This is a genomic window from Synechocystis sp. IPPAS B-1465 (assembly GCF_003015225.1).
Classification (GTDB): domain Bacteria; phylum Cyanobacteriota; class Cyanobacteriia; order Cyanobacteriales; family Microcystaceae; genus Synechocystis.
In genome coordinates this window covers 1219281-1237963 of the sequence record NZ_CP028094.1, presented here as the reverse complement: position 1 = coordinate 1237963, position 18683 = coordinate 1219281, and the positions used below count along the sequence as shown (strand labels likewise).

The following is an 18683-nucleotide window of genomic DNA, read 5'->3' as shown; positions in this document are numbered from 1 at the left end:
GAATCAGAATTTAAAAATTGGGCGGATTTTTACAAATCGTCACAGTTCTAAGGGTAGCGGACGTTCAACCCCTGAGGCAATCCAGTGGGGCGTGATTTACCTGAAATTTCCCGGAGCAGTTATCCTGAGAGGAAGAATTGTGTGAGGAAAATTTTCAGATGGTTGCTTCCCCCATCCACAGTCGTGGTTTAGATCTGCCTTTGCCGTCAACGATGGGAGAATTCGGCTTGAGCTTGCCCCGATCGCCATTGTTTGGCACGGACGGTATCCGGGGTAAGGCTGGGGAATTGTTGACGGCTCCTTTGGCTTTATCCTTGGGCTTTTGGGCGGGGCAGGTATTACGGGAACAAACTGATACTGCTGGACCAGTGATTATCGGCCAGGATTCCCGACTTTCCAGTGACATGCTAGCCAACGCCATGGCCGCCGGTTTGAACAGTGCCGGGGTAGAGGTGTGGCAACTCGGACTTTGTCCGACTCCCTGTGTGGCCTATCTCACCAGAAAAACAGCGGCAATCGGGGGCATTATGATTTCCGCTAGCCATAATCCGCCGGAAGACAATGGCATCAAGTTTTTTGATCACCAAGGGCTAAAATTACCCAAATCCCTAGCCACGGCGATCGAAGCAGGACTGCGGGGACAAAATCAAACCTCCGGGCTGAATGCCAGTCAATGGGGAAGGAGTTATGGCCAGCCCCATCGTGTCCAATATTACCAAGATTTTTTGCTAGGTAGTTTGCCCCAACCCTTGAATTTTCAAGGGCTAAAAGTGGTGTTGGATCTAGCCTGGGGAGCTTCGGTCAATTTGGCACCCCATATTTTTCGCAGTTTGGGAGCGGAGGTCATAGCTCTGCACGATTTGGCCGATGGCAGTCAAATTAACGTTGATTGCGGCTCCACCCATTTACATCGTTTGCAAAGGGCTGTGCGGGAAACCGGGGCGGATTTAGGTTTTGCCTTTGACGGCGATGCAGACCGGGTGATGGCGGTGGATGCCCAGGGCCGCCCGGTGGACGGAGATTACATTCTCTTTTTATGGGGCAAAACTCTCCAGGAGAGCAACCATCTGCCCGATAACCTAATTGTCGGCACTGTCATGGCCAACTTAGCCTTTGAGCGAGCTTGGGAAAAACTGGGGGGTAAATTAATTCGCACTGCGGTGGGGGACCAAAACGTCCAAGCCCAAATGTGGGAAACCGGAGCCATGCTAGGGGGAGAACAGTCAGGACACATTATTTGCCACCACCACAGTTATTCCGGGGATGGCCTGCAGGCGGCCTTGCATTTAGCCACCCTAGTGCAAAAGTCCGGTTTATCTTTGAGCGAACTGCTGTCGGAAAGTTTCCAACCCTATCCCCAAATTCTCCGCAACGTCAGGGTACTAGACCGGGAGCGCCGCTTACATTGGCAAGAATGCGCCCCTTTGCAACAGGCGATCGCCACGGCGGAAAAGTCCATGGGCACCACCGGAAGAATTTTAGTGCGGGCTTCGGGCACAGAACCATTAATTCGGGTCATGGTGGAGGCGGCCTGTGCGGAGACGGCGGCCCATTGGTCGGACCAACTCACCAGCACTGTGCAATGCCATTTGGGGGATAGTTAACAGTTATCAGTTGGCAAAAAGAGTCTGCAAAACCAATGTTTACTACCCTTGACTATAGTAAGCGGCGAGGATAATTCCTTATCCAAAAAGGCTTTAACCTCTGATATCCTCGATCATCCGACGAATGGCATCTTCTTGGCTTTGGATATGGCTAGCTAACTGGAATTGCACCAAAGCTCTGATTAGATTGTGCTCCGGGTATTTAACTTTGAAATAACGATCGCCGTTAAGGTAATCGGTAAAAAACCGTAGTCCCAATTCAAAGCTAATCAGGACAATGGCGGGGCACAAATAATCATAATCAGCGGCGGTGAGAAAATGCTGACATTGGGGTAAATAGCCCTCAAGAATAGCCCGGCAAAGATCTAGATCAAATTCCACTGCTGACCAGTTTTCCGTTTCTTCTCCCAACAGATTGCAACCGGAACGCAAACAATCCCCCAAATCGTAATGGATTAAACCTGGTTTAGTGGTATCCAAATCAATCACGCTGACTGCTTTTCCCGATTGGCGATCAAACAAAATATTATTCACTTTGGGATCACCATGCATTAACCGGAGGGGTAATTGTCCCTGCGCTTTAGCTGTTTCCAATACTCCACACTGATCAAGCCAAGTTTTAATGACCCTTTGGCAATGGTTAATTTCTGGGCCTAATGATCCTGTTAGCTTCGGATTCTGGGCCAGGGCCCGCTGATACTGCTGGAGATAAATGGGAGTATGGTGAAATCCAGGCAGAGTATCGACTAATTGGCTGGGGGAAAGGTCGCTCAACAGTTGATGGAAAATGCCTAGGGCTGTGCCCACTTCCTTGGCCTGGGCTGGGTCTGTCAGAATATCAAAGGATTCCGAACCGGCAATGAAGCTAATCGCCCGCCAAAATTCTCCAGTGCCCGAATCCCAATGATCTTGATTATTTTTAGTCAAAATTACTTCTGGCATTAACCAAGGGCGTTCCAGGGGTTGCCGTTGTAATTTTTGCTTAATATGGGTAGTTACCCTGACCATATTGCCCATCACTGCCGCTGGATTTTTAAATACTTGATGGTTAATCCTTTGCAAAATAAAACTAGTTTGCGTTTGACCGTCTAGATCCACCAAAAAAGTGTCATTAATATTGCCGTTGCCAAAGGGTTTGATCTGGACAATTTTTCCTTGGTGATCAAATTGATCCGCAATCGCAAAAACTTTTTCTTCTATGTTCAGTGTTTCTCCAGTGGATTTCATTGGCTAGGCTTTAACTCCCAAATAAATATAGGTAAATGTTAATAAACCAGATGAATAGATGGATATTTTACTCCCATTAATTCCATTACTGCCCAATCATTCATTCAGGTAGCCATGGTCTAAGTAAACTATTTTCGCCTTGGCAAAAATCAATCGTATCCGCCAAGCGATCGCCTCTGGGTCAAGCCACTATTGCCTCTGGCCCAGACCAAGCCCGATAATGCCAGAGCATTAATCCCCATTTTCCCTGCTATTTGCCATGGTCAGCTTTACCGTTTCTGTGCCCGCCACCACCGCCAATATTGGCCCAGGCTTTGATTGTTTGGGGGCGGCCCTGGGGTTATATAACCATGTGACGGTGACTGATCCGACGGACCCGGAAGTTGATCTATTGATTGAAGCCAGGGGCAGGGACGGGGAAAAAATCAGCACCACCAAGGACAATTTACTCTACCAAGCCATCGCCTACTTTTATCAACAAACTGGGCAGGCTATACCACCCCTAAAGCTGGAAATTGACTTGGAAATTCCTTTGGCCCGGGGTTTGGGTAGTTCAGCTACGGCCATTGTGGGGGGGTTATTGGCGGCCAATCAAGCGGCGGGTAATCCCTGCACAACCTCGGAAATTTTGCAGATGGCGATCGCCATGGAAGGACATCCCGATAATGTGGCTCCGGCCCTATTGGGGGGCTGTCAACTGGCTGTCAAAAATGGTGACCATTGGCAATTGGTTGCTTTGGATTGGCCGAGCAAATTTGTCCCGGTTTTGGCCATTCCCAATTTCGAGTTATCCACCGAAGCGGCCCGGGCTGTTCTTCCCCATCAATATGACCGTAGTGCCGCCATTTTTAACGCTTCTCACCTAGCGCTGTTGGTACAAGCTTTTAGCCAAGGGCGGGGAGATTGGTTAGCCCTGGCCCTCCAGGATCAAATCCATCAACCCTATCGCCAGAGTTTGATTCCTGCCTATGACCAACTCCACCAGGCCGCCCTCGCCGCCGGGGCCTATAACCTAGTAATTAGCGGTGCTGGCCCTACCCTATTGGCGATCGCCGATGAAGTCCGGGCTCCCCAGATCGCCTCCACCCTAGTGGAAACCTGGCATGATGCAGGCATTGAAGCGGAAAGTCATTGTTTGCCCATTGATACTAAGGGCGCAACCATTACCAAATTGAGGTAATCACTACCAACAGTGAACAGGCTGAGCAAAATGTATGTTAAGTCAGCATTGCTTGCCCCATTAACAATAGTTTTGGGACTGCTTGGGGCGGCTAGGGTAGAGGCAGAACCAATTGTTAAAATCGAGTATAAATACTATTCTATTTATCCCAAAACTAAATGGGATTTAAATAATGAATTAAATCAACGTAGCCCGATTATTTTTCAAGGTAAACGTTACCGTGGCTATACTCAATGGCTAGTGCGCTGGCAGTATCAATGGTGGTCCACAGCCCAACAATGTCAAATCACTAAAGTTACCACCAACCTTGATGTTATCTACACCCTACCCCGCATTCCCCCTAACCACGGCAGTGATCCGGAAGCTCGCAGGGTTTTTAATCACTACTTGGCCGCTTTATTTAAGCATGAGGAAAACCATAAAAATTCCGGTCTGTATGGGGCTAGGGCCATTGAAAAAGCCTTACTAAATCTCGGCCCATTTCCCAACTGTCAGAGTCTACAAACCAAAGCTGAAAGCACTGCTCAACAGATTATCCAGCTTTACCGCCAAAGGGATCTGGACTACGATCGCCAAACTGATCACGGCCGCAAAGAAGGCATTATGCTCGAAAATTTTCTCCGTTAAATTCTGCCAATCTTATTTTGATTTTGCTTGATTAACATTAGGGAAAAATAGGAGAGGGACAGCTGGGGATAATGGCTGAGGGGATGGTAAATTTTTTCCTCGGCGGTAGAAATTTTTTCCAACAGCCAAGCCTGGTCTAATAGTCCTCTTTTAGCTAAAATTTTCCACACTTGTCCATACACTAAACGAACTTTCATCAACACTACTACCTCCGCCCAATCCAACGCTTTTTCCAATTCTTCCGGGCAATATAATGCTGGTAAAATTGCGAGCTTTTCTTCCTGACAAGTTAGGGGTAAACCCAGGGTTGAAGCTCCAGCAAAGGGAGAACTTACCCCAGCAATGTAGTTGATCCCTAACTGGGGATGGTTACTTTTTAAGGTTTGGGCAAGGTAGGTGAAGGTGCTGTAAAAACTAATATCCCCTTCACAGGCAAAGGCCACATCCATTCCTTTTTCTAGGTAGGGCCAAACTTCTGCGGCCGCTTCCTGCCAGGCCTGCTCTAGAATTTCTTCCTTTTGCACATAGGGAAATTTGAGGGACAGACGAATTTGTTCTGGTTTCAGATAGGAATTAATGATTTGTTCTGCTACCCCCGATCGCCCTTGTAAACCAGCGGGAAAAGCTACCACGGGGCAGGATTGCAAAATCTTTAACCCCTTGAGGGTGATCAACTCCGGGTCACCGGGGCCCACACTAACACCGTGGAGAATGCCAAAGGTCATAGAAAGTGATTGCGACAATGTTTGTAATAGTTCTTTACTTTACCGGGGCAAAAGCCGGTCTATATTAGACTGGACGCAAACTTTTTGGTTAATTAATGCCATGTTGAAGCAGTTCTCCGCCACTTTCATTGGGCTGTTACTCGCTACGGTGGGAGCCCAAGCGGCGATCGCCGAAACCGTAATGGAGAAAATTATTCGCACCGGTAATTTAACCATCGGGGCCAACCTGGACAATGTGCCTTTTTCCTATATCAACGATAACAATGAGGTGGTGGGCTACTCCATCGACATTGCCGACCGTATCCGCGAGGAAGTGGGTAAAGAACTGGGCCGGGATGTGGTTTTGCAGATTGTTGAAGTGCAGGATATGAGTGATGCCTTGCCCAAACTGAAAACCGGGGAGCTAGACATTGTTTGTGATACTGCTTTTACCTGGGAGCGGGACCGTTACGTGGACTTCACAGTTAGCTATGCGGTGGCTGGCATTCAATTATTGGTGCCCAATGATACTCCCATCAATTCCCGCGAAACGTTAATGGGACGCCGGGTAGCCATGGTACCCAACACTATTGTGGAAGATGCGGTGAAAATTGTTCAAAATGAGATCGAAGTGGTGCCTGTTACCAGTGTGCGGGCGGGGATGGAAGCTTTGAAAAAAGGAACTGTAGACGCAGTGGCCGGAGATGGTATTCAATTGGCAGGTCTACGACAAGTATTGGATATGCCTGACACAAAAGTTATTCCCCAACCAGCAGAAACTAGGTATGGGGTCGGTTGTATGGTGCGGGAGGACAATCCCGGCTTTTTGCGTTTGGCAAATCGGGCCCTGGTACGGCTAGCGGAGGGTTATGTCCAAGGGGATCCGGAAGATGTGGCCATCGTTGACAAATGGATCGGCACCGAAGGTATTGTGCCCGTGGACAATGACAATCTCCGTCAATTTTTTAATTACCTAGTAATTACCCATGAGCAGGTGATGGAACCCAAAAATGGCCAGTAAACGAAGTTGACTTTAATTGGTAGTAATTTGGTTGGCACGTTTTGGGGACTGTTCCAACCTTGGCTAATCCCTACCCCCATTGTTGTTGTCCATTTTTAGGTATTTGTCATGAACTCTAACCAACTTAGCTGGACCGCTTTCCTGGTGGCGATCGCCGGGGTAACGTCCGCTTCAGCTCAGGCTGCCACTGTTGACCATCATGGCCCAGATCAAGGCACCACCATTGAATCCCGCATTGCTCGCATTAATTCCAGCCTTAAAAACACTGCTGATAAAGCTAATTCCCCAGAAAATGCTTCCCAATCTCCAGAAACCCCTATGCAGGTGGCGATCGGTTGGGGTAATGGGCGAGGTGGCGGTACATTTGTTAACCTAGGTAGAGGTGGCTGGGGCAATGGCCGAGGGGGCGGTGGCTTCGGCAATATCAATCCTTGGCGTAACGGCTGGGGCGATCGGGGCGGTTTCTATAACCGTCGTTGGCCTGATGGGGGCGGCTTCATCAACCGTTGGTAAGGCTTATCATTGAGATCCATCCATCTGTTCTTTCCCCATCACCTCATTAATCTGGGAGCAATATCCATGGCTATCAATAACCGCTCTAGCTGGACAGCATTTGTAATTGCCCTAACGGCGATCGGAACAGTGGCAGAACCGGGCAATGCCCTGGCAACTAATTCTCAGAATGCCCTTTCCACTCGGTTAAACAATATCAGCTCAGCTCTACAGCAAAGGGCTAATCAAATGTCCCCAGAGGAAACTCCCATCAATCGAGCTAATCTACAAGCTGGTTTTGCCAATGGTGGCGGTGGTGGTGGTTTTGGTAATGCCCGGCGGGGAGGATGGGGTGATGGTGCCGGGGGCGGTGGCTTTGCTAATGTCGGGCGCGGCGGCTGGGCCGATGGCAGTGGGGGCGGCGGCTTTGCCAATGTTAATAATCCCTGGGGCAATGGTTGGGGAGACGGGGGAGGCTTTGTTAACCGGGGCGGCGGCGGTGGTTTTGTTAATCGTTGGTAGTTTACTAACATTTCACAGCCAACACTGAAACCTAGGGAACAAAATTGCTGTTTTCTTTCTCATCTGTTTCTGCTTATCGGGTAGTGATAGTCTCCCTGGCAATTGTTGGTTACCAACTATTACCATCCCAACCCCTTCTTGCCGAGCCGGCGAAAGTCATTACCGATAACTTTGCCAGTGATTTTGAGGACATGATGCGGAGCTTTCCTGAATGTAAATTTGAAGGAGTTTATCTTGCTCCCTGGGAAGGGATTGATCGGCCAAAACATCGATTTTTTCAGCGTCTTGTGCCAGATAAAATCGAGGATGACTTTGCTTACTATCAAATTAAGGAAAGTTATTACGGTCTTCCTGTTTCAGCAGTTATGATTCCGGCGGGCACCTGGGGAGTTTATGCTGTCACCTTTGAGGTTCCTGTGGAGATTGCCCGTGAACCACTTCAAGCAGTATTTGGTTCTAACTTTGAAGAAACAAGGGAATCTAATTTAGGGTTAGCGCCACAACTGATTATGGATCCAGTTAATGAACAAAAGTCAATCTGGGTATGTACTTCTCCCCTTTAATTGTAATAACAAATCATTTGCCTCAATTGGTGATCACTTATGCAAGCTTTAGTCAACCAAACCCAACCCATTAATGAAAGTATAAGGGATGTGGACATAACTAATTTTGGCCCCACCAATTTAATTATTATTCAACCCACTTCCTATTGCAATTTAGATTGTGATTATTGTTACTTACCCGATCGCCATTTAAAAAATCATCTGCCCCTGGATTTGTTGGAACCAATTATGCAGGCGATTTTTGCTAGCCCTTTTACCACTAGCAACTTTAGTCTGTGTTGGCATGCGGGGGAACCATTGGCCGCTGGGCTAGAATTTTACCGTCAGGCTTTTGCCAAGATCGAAACCTACGGGGAAAAATACAATCACCGCCAACTGTGGTTTGACCATTCCTTTCAAAGTAATGGCATTTTAATTAACCAAGCTTGGTGTGACCTCTTTAAACAATATCCTGTCCATGTGGGTATTAGTTTAGACGGCCCCGCTTTTCTCCACGATAAACACCGTAAAACCAGAACTGGCCGGGGTAGCCATGCCGCCACCATGCGAGGCATTGAATGGTTACAAAAAAATGATATTTGTCACAGTGTTATTGCAGTTTTAACTGAAGAATCTTTAGATTATCCCGACGAAATTTTTCACTTTTTCCGGGATCATAACCTACTGGATGTGGGTTTTAATATGGAAGAAACAGAGGGAATTAACACAGAATCTTCCCTGAATAAACAGGGCACTTTACAAAAATATCGACAATTTTTGGAACGATTTTGGCAATTAACCAGCACCAGTGAACCAGAATTTCGAGTGCGGGAATTTGAATGTTTATGCAATTTGATTTACACCGAAGACCGTCTCGATCACACGGATATGAATCGTCCCTTTGCCATTGTTAGCATCGACCACCAGGGTAACTTTTCCACCTTTGACCCAGAATTATTAGCCATTAAAACGCCCCAGTATGGTGATTTTATTTTTGGTAATGTGTTAACGGATTCTTTTGCATCTATTTGTCAAACGGAAAAATTCCAGCGCATTTACCACGATATGACCCAGGGGGTGGAAAAATGTCGCCAAACCTGTGATTATTTCGGTTTGTGTGGTGGTGGCGCTGGCAGTAATAAATTTTGGGAAAATGGCAGTTTTAATTCCACTGAAACCCTGGCCTGTCGTTTTCGCATTCAACAGGTGGCGGAAGTCGTAATTGGTGCGTTGGAAGAATCCCTGGGGCTAGCTTGAAATCTCCGTAAATCTGTAAATTTCCAATTATTTCAGAGTAAACTATCCATTAATTCCAATATTTGTCGGCTAGCTGGACTGAGCGCCTTCGATTCAGAACTTGCTTGCCTTTGGCGATGGGTGGCCCACAAATCTCGCAGGGCGATCAACTTGAGGCTATTTTCTGCAAAGGCTTTGGCGATCGCCTGGGCGCCGGGCAAGTAGCCAGTGGCTCCCAAATCCATCATGGCGGAACGGCGTAATTGTAAGTCTGTCCCCCCCAGAGCAGTAATGAGAAGGTCGCCGTAACGGTTATCCCCAGTTAACTGAAATAGGGCCCTGGCGGCGGCGTATTGGACTTTCGGGGAAAAATGCTCTAGAAACGGTTCAATTAAACCAATGGACTCCACAGCTTGGAGAGTACCCAGGGCTTCAATAATCGCTTCGTAGGGTTGGGCTAAATGGGGTTTACCCTCCACAAGCTGGGCCGCTGCTAATCCCCCCGTTAACTTGGCCATTAGAGGTGCCATCGCTCTAGCATCCCCCAAACCTTCCAGCGCCTGGGCCGCTGACTCTCGCACATAGTAATCTTCACATTCCAAGGCTTTGATTAGGGCCGGCACCACTTGGCGATCGCCTAATTTTCCCAACGCTTTAGCCGCATTACGCCGCAGGGGATAACCACCGTCCGGGGAGCGATCAGTTTCATCTTCCAAGGCGACCAACAAAGCAGCAATGGTTTCCGGTTGAGCAGCGCGAAAACGACCAATCCACCAGGCCGCATAGTAACGGGCACTGGCATCTTCTGTTTGTTGCAAATTGGCGATCGCCTGGTCGAGGGTATAGGCGGGGTTGAGGTTAGGTTCACTCATGGGCAAGGGAAAAATCTCGGTCAATAAGGCACAGCAGAGGCGGAAATTAAGATCAATTATCTGCTTCGACTTCCAACTCCACCGTTTCCGCTAACTCCGGGGCCGTTAGGGGAGGCGCGATGATTGTATTAGTTAAATTACCAATGCCTTCAATTTCCACCTCCACTTTGTCTCCCACTTGGAGGGCACTAATGCCTTCCGGAGTACCAGTCAAAATTACATCGCCAGGGTAGAGGGTCATCACTCGGGAAATGTAGCTCACTAATACCGGGGGAGTAAAAACCATATCGCTGATGGCCGTGGCTTGCCGGGGAGTTTCCTCATCATTAACGGTGGTTTCCAAATGGGCCTCTGGGTCGATGTGACGTACTACCCAGGGCCCCAGGGGACAAAAACCGTCAAAGCCCTTGGCCCGCGTCCATTGGGAATCCTGCCGCTGCAAATCCCTAGCCGTAATATCGTTGGCAATGGTGTAGCCCCAAATGGCGCTGGCCGCTTCTTCTTCAGTAATATCTTTTACTTGTTTGCCAATAATGACTGCCAATTCCCCTTCGTAGTCCACCCGTTGGGACTGGGACGGATAAACAATTTCTTCCTGGTCAGCGGCGATCGCCGAAGGAGGTTTAAAAAATAAGAGGGGTTCCGCCGGCACATCGTTACCCAATTCCGCCGCATGGGCCCGGTAATTGCGTCCCACCGCCACGATTTTAGAAGGTTCACAGGGAGCTAGTAACCGATAATCCCCTTCACTAACGGCAACATCTAGGGCTTGGCCCCCCAACCAAGGCGCCGCACTTAGCAAAATCACACTGTGATCCAATTGGAACAAACCATAATGGACGGTGCCAGAGTCAGCCTGGATACGAACGTAACGTTGGACCATGGTGGTGTTAAAGAAAGTGATCAAGGGGACGGTAACCCATCCAACATTGCCCAAAGTTTAGAGTCAGAGGGGTATTGCAGTCCATGGACAGGCTTTTGGTAAAGGTTCGACTATGGGATTAACCCCTAGCTCCCCGGCCACCCTAACGAGTATGATAAAAGATCCTTGCTTTTACTCAAACTTTGGTGTCAGCTAGTCATGGTTTTAGCGAATAACAGTGTCTTCCATGGCAACTGAACTAGCCCAGACGATGATGGTTGCTGCGCCTGCCTGAGTTTAAGCCCTAAAGTCCATAAGGAGTCATGTGCTTGTGAATAGTTACGAACTGATGGTAATTCTCCGTCCCGACCTGAATGAAGAACGGGTTAGCCAAGAAGTTACCAAATACCAAGAATTTTTGACCAACAATGCCGCCGAAGAAGTATCGGTGAAGGTTTGGGGTAAACGCCGTCTAGCTTACCAAATCCGTCGCTTTAACGATGGCATTTATGTTTTGTTCAACTTCAACGGTGAAGGCCAGCAGATTGCTTTAATTGAACGGGATATGCGTCTTAACGATAATGTGATGCGCTTTTTGAGCATTAAGCTCACCCCCGAAAAGCCTGAAAAAGAGAAAAAAGCTAAAGCTGTGGCCGTAGAAGCCTAACTTTTCAATTTTGAGTTTCCCTTGGCTTTATCTCTCCCCCAATACCAAGGGGCGGATCTGGGCTAAGGCTTCGGCTTGGGCCCGGGCGGTCAGGGGAGACAATTTCTCTCCATAATCAAAGGTGAAGGCCGGAATCAACACCCACCAAGCCTTTACCTCAACGCCGTAGAGAATTTTAGCCAGGGTCAAGAGTTCCCTGGGATTACCCCGGTGCCCCAAATCCCCTGACAGTTCGTTGGGTTCCAGGGTTTTTAAGGCCACAACTTCCACCGATGGTTCGTTTGCTGATTCCTGCAGTTGGGCATCAATGAAAATTACCCGGTCCACAGCGGCGATCGCCTCGGCCAATTCTGGGGTGAGTTGATGGGTGGAAATAACTCCACAATGGGGCCAGTTTTGCTGAGCAATTTCTTCCGCTAGGTAACGCCCCACGCCGTCGTCCCCCCGCAGGGTATTGCCGTAACCGATGATTAAAGTGGACTTGGTGGATTGGCCTGGCATTCAATTTTCGTTAACCAGCTGGGGTAATTTAGGGGAAACCTACTAAAACTCGATTAGGGTATCGGGATAAAATTTGGCTATAGTCTTCAAGCAACCGGATTACTGTCGTGATTAGCAACGCCGCCACCAGCACCCCCGATCGCCTAACTAGCACAGTCCGCAAAACCTATCCCAACTTTAAAGTAATTGTCCTCAACGACGATTTCAACACGTTTCAGCATGTGTCCGATTGCTTGCTTAAATACATCCCCGGCATGACCGGCGATCGGGCTTGGGAATTAACTAATCAAGTCCACTTCGACGGCTTAGCCATTGTTTGGGTGGGGCCCCAGGAGCAGGCGGAATTGTACCATCAACAACTACGGCGGGAAGGTTTGACCATGGCTCCCCTAGAAAAGGCTTAAAACGTATCTGGAAAATAGGCTTAGCCAGTAAAACCCGCAAGAGTTTACCCGGTTTACTAAAGGTTTGGACAACAACTCTTTTGAAGCAAGACTAGACAAAAAACTCTCAGATTAAGGATTTAAGCCCCGCCAAACTGGACTTTGAGCCAATCTTTAAGAATGTCAATGATGGTAATACCGCCGTTGAAGAAAACGTAAATCACAGAAACCATCAGGACGCCAATTAAAACGGAAAAAATCATCCCTGCTCCGGTAATTAAGCCATCATCCTCCTGGAGACCAAAACCAGTGATGAAAATACTCATGGCCGGCAGGGTGTTGGTGCCAGGAATGGGAATCATCATGGAAATGGCCATGGAGCCAACGGTAATACCCATGAGAATTTTGCCCAGGCGACTTTGACAAACGAGGGGGAAGCGGGGGTGGGCGATCGCCTCTAGTCTTTTCAACCAGGGTAAACCAGCTTTGACAATGCCTTGGGCCTTGCTGGTTTTAATGGTTTTGCTTTGCCAGGAGAGGGGTAACCAGAGCTCCTGACGACCAGCCATCAATTGAATTGCCACCAGAAAAATTAGTACGCCAAAGGGGGTGGAATAACCGGGGGCCGGGATCGGTAAAGCCGAAGGGAGGGAAAGAATTACTAGAACAATGCCAAAAATTTTCTCCTTGGCGATCGCCAAAACCTGGGCCAGGTTCACCGTCGGGCCACGGTCTTCCTTAAAGAAATAATCCTGCAATTCCTGGGACAAACGGGCCATATGGATAGGGAATAAAGCCTTGGGAGTGAAAAATTTAGCGTTTCAGCGGAGATTATCGGTGATTCCGATGGATCACCAGCAAGCACTTATTGGTGACCGGGACGGCCATGGTAGTCCAATGCCAACTGTAATAATCGATCCACTAAGCTAGGAAATTCTACCCCAGAAGCTCGCCACAGTTCGGGATACATACTAAAGGCGGTGAAACCAGGCAGGGTGTTAATTTCGTTGATGACAATCTGCCCCGTAGTCGGTTGATAGAAAAAGTCCAATCGTCCTAAGCCCGCCGCATCCACAGCTTTAAAAGCTTGAATGGCCATGGTCTGGATCTGGTTCACCACAGCTTTAGGTAAGTTGGCGGGGATATGCATTTGGGAGCGGCCATCGGTGTATTTGGTTTCGTAATCGTAAAAGTCGCTGTCGTAGGTGATTTCCCCCACCACGGAAGCTTGGGGATTTTCGTTGCCCAGCACCGCACATTCCACTTCCCTAATATCCGTTAAACCCGCTTCGACAATGATGCGGCGATCGTAACTGGCGGCGTTGTCTAGGGCTGCTTCCAATTCACTACGGTTCCGCACTTTGGCAATGCCCACGGAGGAGCCTAAGTTGGCCGGTTTAACGAAACAGGGATAGCCCACCTGGGCTTCAATTTTTTCGCACAAAGCCGGAAAAACACAGGGATTAGACCAAATTTCCCCCCGTTCTACCCCCATGTAATTGACCTGGGGCAACCCTGCCCGTTCAAAGACCATTTTCATCGCCAATTTATCCATGCCCACACAGGAACCCAGCACGCCACTGCCCACATAGGGCACTTGCATCAAACTAAATAACCCCTGCACTGTGCCATCTTCACCGTTGGGGCCGTGCAAAATGGGAAACCACACCTCCATTCGGGCCGCTTCGGGGGGAAACTGCCACCGTTGTCCGGCCGTAACGGGCTGATCCCCCCAGGGAACTCCCTGGTCCAAAACCTGTTGAGAAACGTCTGGCCCCAGCCAAACGCCATTTTTTTGAATATAAAAAGGGCTTACTTGATATTTGGTTTGGTTATCGTCGCTGGCCAATGCTTTGGCGATCGCCTGGGCGGATTTGATCGAGACTTCATGCTCCCCAGAACACCCACCAAATAACAGCCCCACACGCATGGCAATCCCCTGAAAAATTAAGCTTAGATCGGTTTATCTCGCATAGCCTATCACAAAAGTTTAAGCTGTCAGTTACAGAAAAAATTCCCCTTTTTGTGCTTAATTGCCTTGGTGCGTCCCACTGTTATCTATGCCCATGTCCCCCTTGCCCCCTGCCGTTGGCCTGATCTGTAAACGTTTGGCGATCGCCGTCATCACCTTGTTGGGCATTAGTTTAGTGATTTTTAGTTTGTTAGCCCTCGCCCCGGGCAATCCTTTGGGGGAATTGGCCACTAACCCCTCCATTTCCCAGGAAGTGCGGGACAATTTGCGCCGCAGTTTGGGGCTGGACCAAGCGTTACCCATCCGTTACCTAAAATGGTTATGGAGTCTTTTGCAGGGGGATTTGGGTTATTCCTTCACCAGCCGTAGTCCCGTAATTGATTTGATTGGTCAAAGGCTACCGACAACGTTGTGGTTAATGGGCACGGCCTACCTGATCAGTTTGGCGATCGCCATTCCTTTGGGAGTGACAGCGGCATTGTACCGGGGACGGTGGTGGGAACCGTTAATCAGTGGCATCAGTTTAATGGGCTTTTCCCTGCCCACTTTTTTGACCGGGTTACTGTTCATCCTAATTTTTAGTGTGCAGTTGAGGTGGTTACCCTTCATTTACGACAGCACTCTGACGGTGGATAGCATGGCTAGTTTGGGAACCCAAATCCGTCAACTATTGATGCCAGTGGGGGTGTTAGTGTTCTATCAATCGGCGGTAATTCTACGCTTTGTCCGTTCCGCCGCGTTGGAAGAGTTGCCCCAAAATTACATTCGCACCGCCTATGCCAAAGGTTTAGGCACCTGGGGAATGTTGAAAAACCATCTTTTAAAAAATGCTTCTTTGCCCCTAATCACCCTTATTGCCCTGGATGTACCCACCATTTTCACCGGAGCTTTAGTAACTGAGCAGGTTTTCCGAGTACCAGGCATTGGAGCTTTGTTAATTGAATCCATTTATCGCAGTGACACCCCCGTGGTGATGGCGGTCACTTTTCTTTATGCCGTTTTAATTGTCTTTTTCAGTAGTTTGGCGGATTTGATTTACCAACTGGTGGACCCCCGCATTCGTTGGTAATGGAGAAGCGTTGCCATGATTAGAAATTCCCATTATGTCTACCGAAGAGGCCCTTGGTGATGGTCAGACATTCGATGGACTGAGTCTTCGAGTCCATTAATTTGCCTTCTTGATGGCCAAACTCCCGGTTAAGCAAACCCTTAAAATTTTGCTGGCGTTGTAGATTGTGCCATTGTTAGCCCGGCTGAAAAGGGCTATAACTCAAAAGTGAACTCCTAATTTTCCTTAATCACCATGCTGGATAAAACCACGTTGCAAGAACGCATCCTGACCATCAAACAAAAGCGTAAATTCCTCGAAGACCTGGCGGAGCAACCTAACCTGGGCATCCTTTCCCTGGACGTTTCCCAAGCTCTGGCGGAATTAGACGACTTGATCGAAGATTTTGAAAATACCTTCCCCGATGCCTAGGCTGGCCTTTTATTCTACAGTTAGCAAACAGTTAACTTCATACGTATGCGCATTTTAGCTCCCCATCCCCTGGGACAAACTCTTGTGTTCACAGCGGGCATTATGTTGGCGGCGGGCATGGGCTTTGGCATGGCTCTACGGTCGGCTCCCCCCAGGGTAGTGGCAGACCCGTCGGTGCCCACGGAGCCCCAGGACAGTGGTGGTCTGTTCCGTTCTGAGCAAAGTTTCCCTCCCCAAGCCGGCTGGAATTTAGATTCCCAGGGGGAGGATGAGAATCATGGTGGGGCACGTTATAATTCTTTACAAATGCAACCATAAAAAAAGTCCATGCAAAACCAAGTCCTCCAGGCCTTTTTTCTCGGCCGCGCCTTTGCCGAAGTCCTCAGCGAAAAGGTAGAAGACGGCGTAACCAATGCCCTGAGTGAGTTGGGCAAGTTTGATGCGGAACAACGGGAAAACCTACGTCAATTCATTGCCGAGGTGCAATCCCGCGCGGCCAATGATGTCACCCAGGAGGGGGCGGCGATCGCCACGGTGGATGGCCCGGTTAGTGCGGATGAGTTGCAGGAAACATTGGATAAACTGCGGGCAGAAATTGCTAGCCTCAAATCCGAGTTGAAAAACTACCGGGATAACCAGGGTTAACCGAACTTTCATGGCTGAAACTGTTTACCTAAAAACCAGTATTTTTGAATATCTAACTGCTAGACCTAGTCAGAGTTTGATTTTGGATTCAAATTACCGATACTGTTTACGCCCTATGAACTTTTAGGAGACTAGCCATGTTTAAGGATGAAATCGTTGAAAAAATTCATAAACTTCGTCGTGCTTACTCTAAGTCTTTTAACCACGATTTACAGGCAATGTACGAAGACACAAAAAGAAGAGAGGCTATCAGCGGTCGCACCTATGTAATCCCTAATGTCCATCCTGAAAAAAAACACGAAGAAACCCCTACTTCATAAATTTAATTCCCTATCTTCCCATTCCGTATTATTTCCTTTAGTCCTTTCTTTGTATCAGTGTGTCTGCCCTATCCACTAAGCTTGAGCCCACAAATTCCTATTCTGAATCTCTGCCCCCCCAACGGCGATCGCCCCTAGAAGCGGAGGGTCGGTATCGCTGGAATCGGGGTAACTATTCCATCACCCGGCGGCGCATCGATATTTGGGGCTTTGTGTTGACATTGCTGTACCAATTCTGGTTAAACGGCAAAAAGTGGAGCTATGCCGGAGGTTACACGGAAGAAAAACTCCAGCAACGGCGGCGGCGTCAAGCCAAATGGATTCGAGAAAATTTGCTTAGCCTTGGTCCTACCTTCATTAAAGTGGGACAGTTATTTTCCACCCGTTCCGATTTGTTTCCAGCGGAATATGTGGAGGAACTGTCCAAGCTTCAAGATGAGGTGCCCGCCTTTAGCTACGAACAGGCCGCCGGCATCATTGAAGAGGAATTAGGTAAACCGATCGCCAAACTGTATCGTAGTTTTGACCCCGTCCCTTTAGCAGCAGCTAGCTTGGGCCAAGTGCACAAAGCTCAGTTGCACACCGGCGAAGATGTGGTGGTGAAAGTGCAACGGCCAGGGTTAAAAAAACTGTTTACCATTGACCTGGCCATCCTGAAAAAAATTGCCCAATATTTCCAAAACCATCCCAAATGGGGCCGGGGCCGGGACTGGAACGGCATTTACGAGGAATGTTGCAAAATCCTCTGGCAGGAAACGGATTATCTCCGGGAAGGACGCAGTGCCGATACCTTTCGGCGTAACTTCCGGGGGGAAGATTGGGTTAAGGTGCCCCGGGTTTATTGGCGCTACACCTCCACCCAAATTTTGACGTTGGAATATTTGCCCGGCATTAAAATCAGCCACTACGATGCCCTAGAAGCGGCGGGGTTAGAACGAAAAGAGTTGGCCCAACTGGGGGCCCGAGCATACTTGTTCCAACTGCTGAACCATGGCTTTTTCCATGCCGATCCCCACCCTGGTAATTTGGCCGTCAGCCCGGAAGCAGGGGAATTAATTTTCTATGACTTTGGCATGATGGGGGAAATTACCCCGGACACGAAAAATAAACTCATGGATACCCTATTCGGGGTAGCGGAAAAAAATGCCGAGCGCATTGTCAATTCCCTGGTGGCCCTGGGAGCCCTGAAGGAAACGGAAGATATGGGCCCTATCCGGCGATCGGTGCAATTTTTGTTGGATAACTTCATGGATAAACCCTTTGAAGAACAGTCCATTACCAAAATTAGTGACGACCTTTACGAGATTGCCTACGATCAACCTTTCCGTTTTCCGGCAACTTTTACCTTTGTGATGCGGGCTTTTTCGACCCTGGAGGGGGTGGGAAAAGGGTTAGATCCGGATTTCAATTTCATGGCTGTGGCCCAACCCTTCGCTTTACAAATTATGAACAATTCCAATGGTTTTAACCCCGCCGGTAACATTATGGATGAACTAGGTCGCCAGGCGGTGCAGGTGGGTAATAGTGCCTTGGGGCTACCCCGGCGCATTGAAGACAGCCTTGACCGTTTAGACCGGGGAGATATCCGAGTTCGGGTTAGATCAACGGAAACTGATCGACTTTTGCGACGGATGGGTACTATGCAAATGGGCACCAACTATGTTTTATTTACCTGTGCTTTGGTCCTATCAGCCACGCTATTGTTTGTAAATAATTATTTTATGGCGGCGGCGGTTGTATTATTAATGTCATTGGTGCCAGCCTTTGCCCTCTGGCGATTATTAAAACGTTTGGAAAGACAGGACCGGATGTTTTAAAAGACAAGC

Annotated in this window: 23 protein-coding genes; 16 read left to right on the top strand and 7 right to left on the bottom strand. The window is 48.6% G+C overall.

The features are described from left to right. The first annotated feature begins 158 nt into the window (after positions 1-158). The gene (gene glmM / locus C7I86_RS05815) at positions 159-1604 is read left to right on the top strand and encodes a phosphoglucosamine mutase (protein WP_010872323.1); all 1446 of its coding nucleotides are present in this window, start codon (positions 159-161) and stop codon (positions 1602-1604) included. Positions 1605-1697: 93 nt separating this feature from the next. Here glmM and C7I86_RS05810 read toward each other — a convergent pair whose 3' ends face one another. Continuing rightward, complete coding sequence (locus C7I86_RS05810) at positions 1698-2831, bottom strand: phosphotransferase enzyme family protein (RefSeq protein WP_010872322.1); 1134 nt, start codon at positions 2829-2831, stop codon at positions 1698-1700. 259 nt (positions 2832-3090) lie between these two features. On the opposite strand from C7I86_RS05810, the gene thrB reads away from it, so the two are divergent. Both thrB and C7I86_RS05800 read left to right on the top strand, forming a co-directional pair. Continuing rightward, positions 3091-4011 (top strand): homoserine kinase, encoded by a 921-nt coding sequence (gene thrB / locus C7I86_RS05805; RefSeq protein WP_010872321.1) that lies wholly within the window; start codon positions 3091-3093, stop codon positions 4009-4011. 72 nt (positions 4012-4083) lie between these two features. Then, positions 4084-4638, top strand: coding sequence for a DUF922 domain-containing Zn-dependent protease (locus tag C7I86_RS05800; RefSeq protein WP_223211353.1), 555 nt, complete (start codon positions 4084-4086; stop codon positions 4636-4638). On the opposite strand, the gene C7I86_RS05795 is transcribed toward C7I86_RS05800, so the two are convergent. Further along, entirely contained in the window at positions 4635-5363 is a 729-nt protein-coding gene (locus tag C7I86_RS05795) for a precorrin-2 C(20)-methyltransferase (RefSeq protein WP_010872319.1), read from the bottom strand. The genes C7I86_RS05800 and C7I86_RS05795 overlap by 4 nt on opposite strands. Here C7I86_RS05795 and C7I86_RS05790 point away from each other — a divergent pair. The 5 genes from C7I86_RS05790 to grrM all read left to right on the top strand — a co-directional run bounded on the left by C7I86_RS05790 (position 5350) and on the right by grrM (position 9176). Beyond that, positions 5350-6363 (top strand): amino acid ABC transporter substrate-binding protein, encoded by a 1014-nt coding sequence (locus C7I86_RS05790; protein WP_102014006.1) that lies wholly within the window; start codon positions 5350-5352, stop codon positions 6361-6363. The genes C7I86_RS05795 and C7I86_RS05790 overlap by 14 nt on opposite strands. A gap of 108 nt (positions 6364-6471) precedes the next feature. Beyond that, positions 6472-6876: a GrrA/OscA1 family cyclophane-containing rSAM-modified RiPP gene (grrA, locus tag C7I86_RS05785; protein ID WP_010872317.1), complete on the top strand. Its 405-nt coding sequence runs from the start codon at positions 6472-6474 to the stop codon at positions 6874-6876. A 66-nt stretch (positions 6877-6942) separates the two neighbouring features. Continuing rightward, a complete protein-coding gene (gene grrA / locus C7I86_RS05780; protein ID WP_010872316.1) occupies positions 6943-7377 on the top strand; it encodes a GrrA/OscA1 family cyclophane-containing rSAM-modified RiPP in 435 nt (144 codons plus the stop codon). Between the two features lie 44 nt (positions 7378-7421). Beyond that, the gene (locus tag C7I86_RS05775) at positions 7422-7940 is read left to right on the top strand and encodes a hypothetical protein (RefSeq protein WP_020861653.1); all 519 of its coding nucleotides are present in this window, start codon (positions 7422-7424) and stop codon (positions 7938-7940) included. A 39-nt stretch (positions 7941-7979) separates the two neighbouring features. Continuing rightward, entirely contained in the window at positions 7980-9176 is a 1197-nt protein-coding gene (gene grrM, locus C7I86_RS05770; protein ID WP_010872314.1) for a cyclophane-forming radical SAM/SPASM peptide maturase GrrM/OscB, read from the top strand. Positions 9177-9208: 32 nt separating this feature from the next. Here grrM and C7I86_RS05765 read toward each other — a convergent pair whose 3' ends face one another. Continuing rightward, positions 9209-10027, bottom strand: coding sequence for a HEAT repeat domain-containing protein (locus C7I86_RS05765; RefSeq protein ID WP_010872313.1), 819 nt, complete (start codon positions 10025-10027; stop codon positions 9209-9211). A 52-nt stretch (positions 10028-10079) separates the two neighbouring features. Continuing rightward, entirely contained in the window at positions 10080-10910 is an 831-nt protein-coding gene (locus C7I86_RS05760; RefSeq protein WP_010872312.1) for a fumarylacetoacetate hydrolase family protein, read from the bottom strand. Between the two features lie 304 nt (positions 10911-11214). Between C7I86_RS05760 and rpsF the strand changes: the two genes are divergently transcribed. Further along, a complete protein-coding gene (gene rpsF / locus C7I86_RS05755; RefSeq protein WP_010872311.1) occupies positions 11215-11556 on the top strand; it encodes a 30S ribosomal protein S6 in 342 nt (113 codons plus the stop codon). A 27-nt stretch (positions 11557-11583) separates the two neighbouring features. On the opposite strand, the gene C7I86_RS05750 is transcribed toward rpsF, so the two are convergent. Then, the gene (locus C7I86_RS05750; protein ID WP_010872310.1) at positions 11584-12057 is read right to left on the bottom strand and encodes a hydrogenase maturation protease; all 474 of its coding nucleotides are present in this window, start codon (positions 12055-12057) and stop codon (positions 11584-11586) included. 107 nt (positions 12058-12164) lie between these two features. Here C7I86_RS05750 and clpS point away from each other — a divergent pair, with 107 nt between their 5' ends. Further along, positions 12165-12461, top strand: a complete 297-nt coding sequence (gene clpS / locus C7I86_RS05745; protein ID WP_010872309.1) for an ATP-dependent Clp protease adapter ClpS — start codon at positions 12165-12167, stop codon at positions 12459-12461. A gap of 119 nt (positions 12462-12580) precedes the next feature. Here clpS and C7I86_RS05740 read toward each other — a convergent pair whose 3' ends face one another. Together C7I86_RS05740 and C7I86_RS05735 are read right to left on the bottom strand one after the other, a co-directional pair. After that, the gene (locus C7I86_RS05740) at positions 12581-13219 is read right to left on the bottom strand and encodes an exopolysaccharide biosynthesis protein (RefSeq protein ID WP_010872308.1); all 639 of its coding nucleotides are present in this window, start codon (positions 13217-13219) and stop codon (positions 12581-12583) included. 86 nt (positions 13220-13305) lie between these two features. Beyond that, the gene (locus C7I86_RS05735; protein WP_010872307.1) at positions 13306-14370 is read right to left on the bottom strand and encodes a D-alanine--D-alanine ligase family protein; all 1065 of its coding nucleotides are present in this window, start codon (positions 14368-14370) and stop codon (positions 13306-13308) included. 130 nt (positions 14371-14500) lie between these two features. On the opposite strand from C7I86_RS05735, the gene C7I86_RS05730 reads away from it, so the two are divergent. From C7I86_RS05730 to C7I86_RS05710, 6 genes are all read left to right on the top strand, one after another. After that, positions 14501-15481: an ABC transporter permease gene (locus tag C7I86_RS05730; protein WP_010872306.1), complete on the top strand. Its 981-nt coding sequence runs from the start codon at positions 14501-14503 to the stop codon at positions 15479-15481. Between the two features lie 234 nt (positions 15482-15715). Then, positions 15716-15892, top strand: a complete 177-nt coding sequence (locus tag C7I86_RS18920; RefSeq protein WP_010872305.1) for a hypothetical protein — start codon at positions 15716-15718, stop codon at positions 15890-15892. A 45-nt stretch (positions 15893-15937) separates the two neighbouring features. Next, positions 15938-16210, top strand: a complete 273-nt coding sequence (locus C7I86_RS05725; RefSeq protein WP_010872304.1) for a hypothetical protein — start codon at positions 15938-15940, stop codon at positions 16208-16210. Between the two features lie 9 nt (positions 16211-16219). After that, on the top strand, positions 16220-16537 hold the full coding sequence (locus C7I86_RS05720) for a DUF6825 family protein (RefSeq protein ID WP_010872303.1): 318 nt from the start codon (positions 16220-16222) through the stop codon (positions 16535-16537). A 137-nt stretch (positions 16538-16674) separates the two neighbouring features. After that, entirely contained in the window at positions 16675-16857 is a 183-nt protein-coding gene (locus C7I86_RS05715; protein WP_020861650.1) for a hypothetical protein, read from the top strand. 59 nt (positions 16858-16916) lie between these two features. Beyond that, positions 16917-18674, top strand: a complete 1758-nt coding sequence (locus tag C7I86_RS05710) for an AarF/ABC1/UbiB kinase family protein (protein WP_010872302.1) — start codon at positions 16917-16919, stop codon at positions 18672-18674. Positions 18675-18683 lie beyond the last annotated feature (9 nt).

Bases quoted from the DNA above. Each gene is read 5' to 3' on its own strand.
- grrA (WP_010872317.1), top strand. From the start codon at position 6,472: ATGAACTCTAACCAACTTAGCTGGACCGCTTTCCTGGTGGCGATCGCC.
- C7I86_RS05790 (WP_102014006.1), top strand. From the start codon at position 5,350: ATGCCAAAGGTCATAGAAAGTGATTGCGACAATGTTTGTAATAGTTCT.
- thrB (WP_010872321.1), top strand. From the start codon at position 3,091: ATGGTCAGCTTTACCGTTTCTGTGCCCGCCACCACCGCCAATATTGGC.
- C7I86_RS05725 (WP_010872304.1), top strand. From the start codon at position 15,938: ATGCGCATTTTAGCTCCCCATCCCCTGGGACAAACTCTTGTGTTCACA.
- grrA (WP_010872316.1), top strand. From the start codon at position 6,943: ATGGCTATCAATAACCGCTCTAGCTGGACAGCATTTGTAATTGCCCTA.
- C7I86_RS05735 (WP_010872307.1), bottom strand. From the start codon at position 14,370: ATGCGTGTGGGGCTGTTATTTGGTGGGTGTTCTGGGGAGCATGAAGTC.
- C7I86_RS05765 (WP_010872313.1), bottom strand. From the start codon at position 10,027: ATGAGTGAACCTAACCTCAACCCCGCCTATACCCTCGACCAGGCGATC.
- C7I86_RS05795 (WP_010872319.1), bottom strand. From the start codon at position 5,363: ATGACCTTTGGCATTCTCCACGGTGTTAGTGTGGGCCCCGGTGACCCG.
- C7I86_RS05720 (WP_010872303.1), top strand. From the start codon at position 16,220: ATGCAAAACCAAGTCCTCCAGGCCTTTTTTCTCGGCCGCGCCTTTGCC.
- C7I86_RS05715 (WP_020861650.1), top strand. From the start codon at position 16,675: ATGTTTAAGGATGAAATCGTTGAAAAAATTCATAAACTTCGTCGTGCT.
- glmM (WP_010872323.1), top strand. From the start codon at position 159: ATGGTTGCTTCCCCCATCCACAGTCGTGGTTTAGATCTGCCTTTGCCG.
- C7I86_RS05760 (WP_010872312.1), bottom strand. From the start codon at position 10,910: ATGGTCCAACGTTACGTTCGTATCCAGGCTGACTCTGGCACCGTCCAT.
- C7I86_RS05750 (WP_010872310.1), bottom strand. From the start codon at position 12,057: ATGCCAGGCCAATCCACCAAGTCCACTTTAATCATCGGTTACGGCAAT.
- C7I86_RS18920 (WP_010872305.1), top strand. From the start codon at position 15,716: ATGCTGGATAAAACCACGTTGCAAGAACGCATCCTGACCATCAAACAA.
- grrM (WP_010872314.1), top strand. From the start codon at position 7,980: ATGCAAGCTTTAGTCAACCAAACCCAACCCATTAATGAAAGTATAAGG.
- C7I86_RS05810 (WP_010872322.1), bottom strand. From the start codon at position 2,831: ATGAAATCCACTGGAGAAACACTGAACATAGAAGAAAAAGTTTTTGCG.
- C7I86_RS05740 (WP_010872308.1), bottom strand. From the start codon at position 13,219: ATGGCCCGTTTGTCCCAGGAATTGCAGGATTATTTCTTTAAGGAAGAC.
- C7I86_RS05730 (WP_010872306.1), top strand. From the start codon at position 14,501: ATGCCCATGTCCCCCTTGCCCCCTGCCGTTGGCCTGATCTGTAAACGT.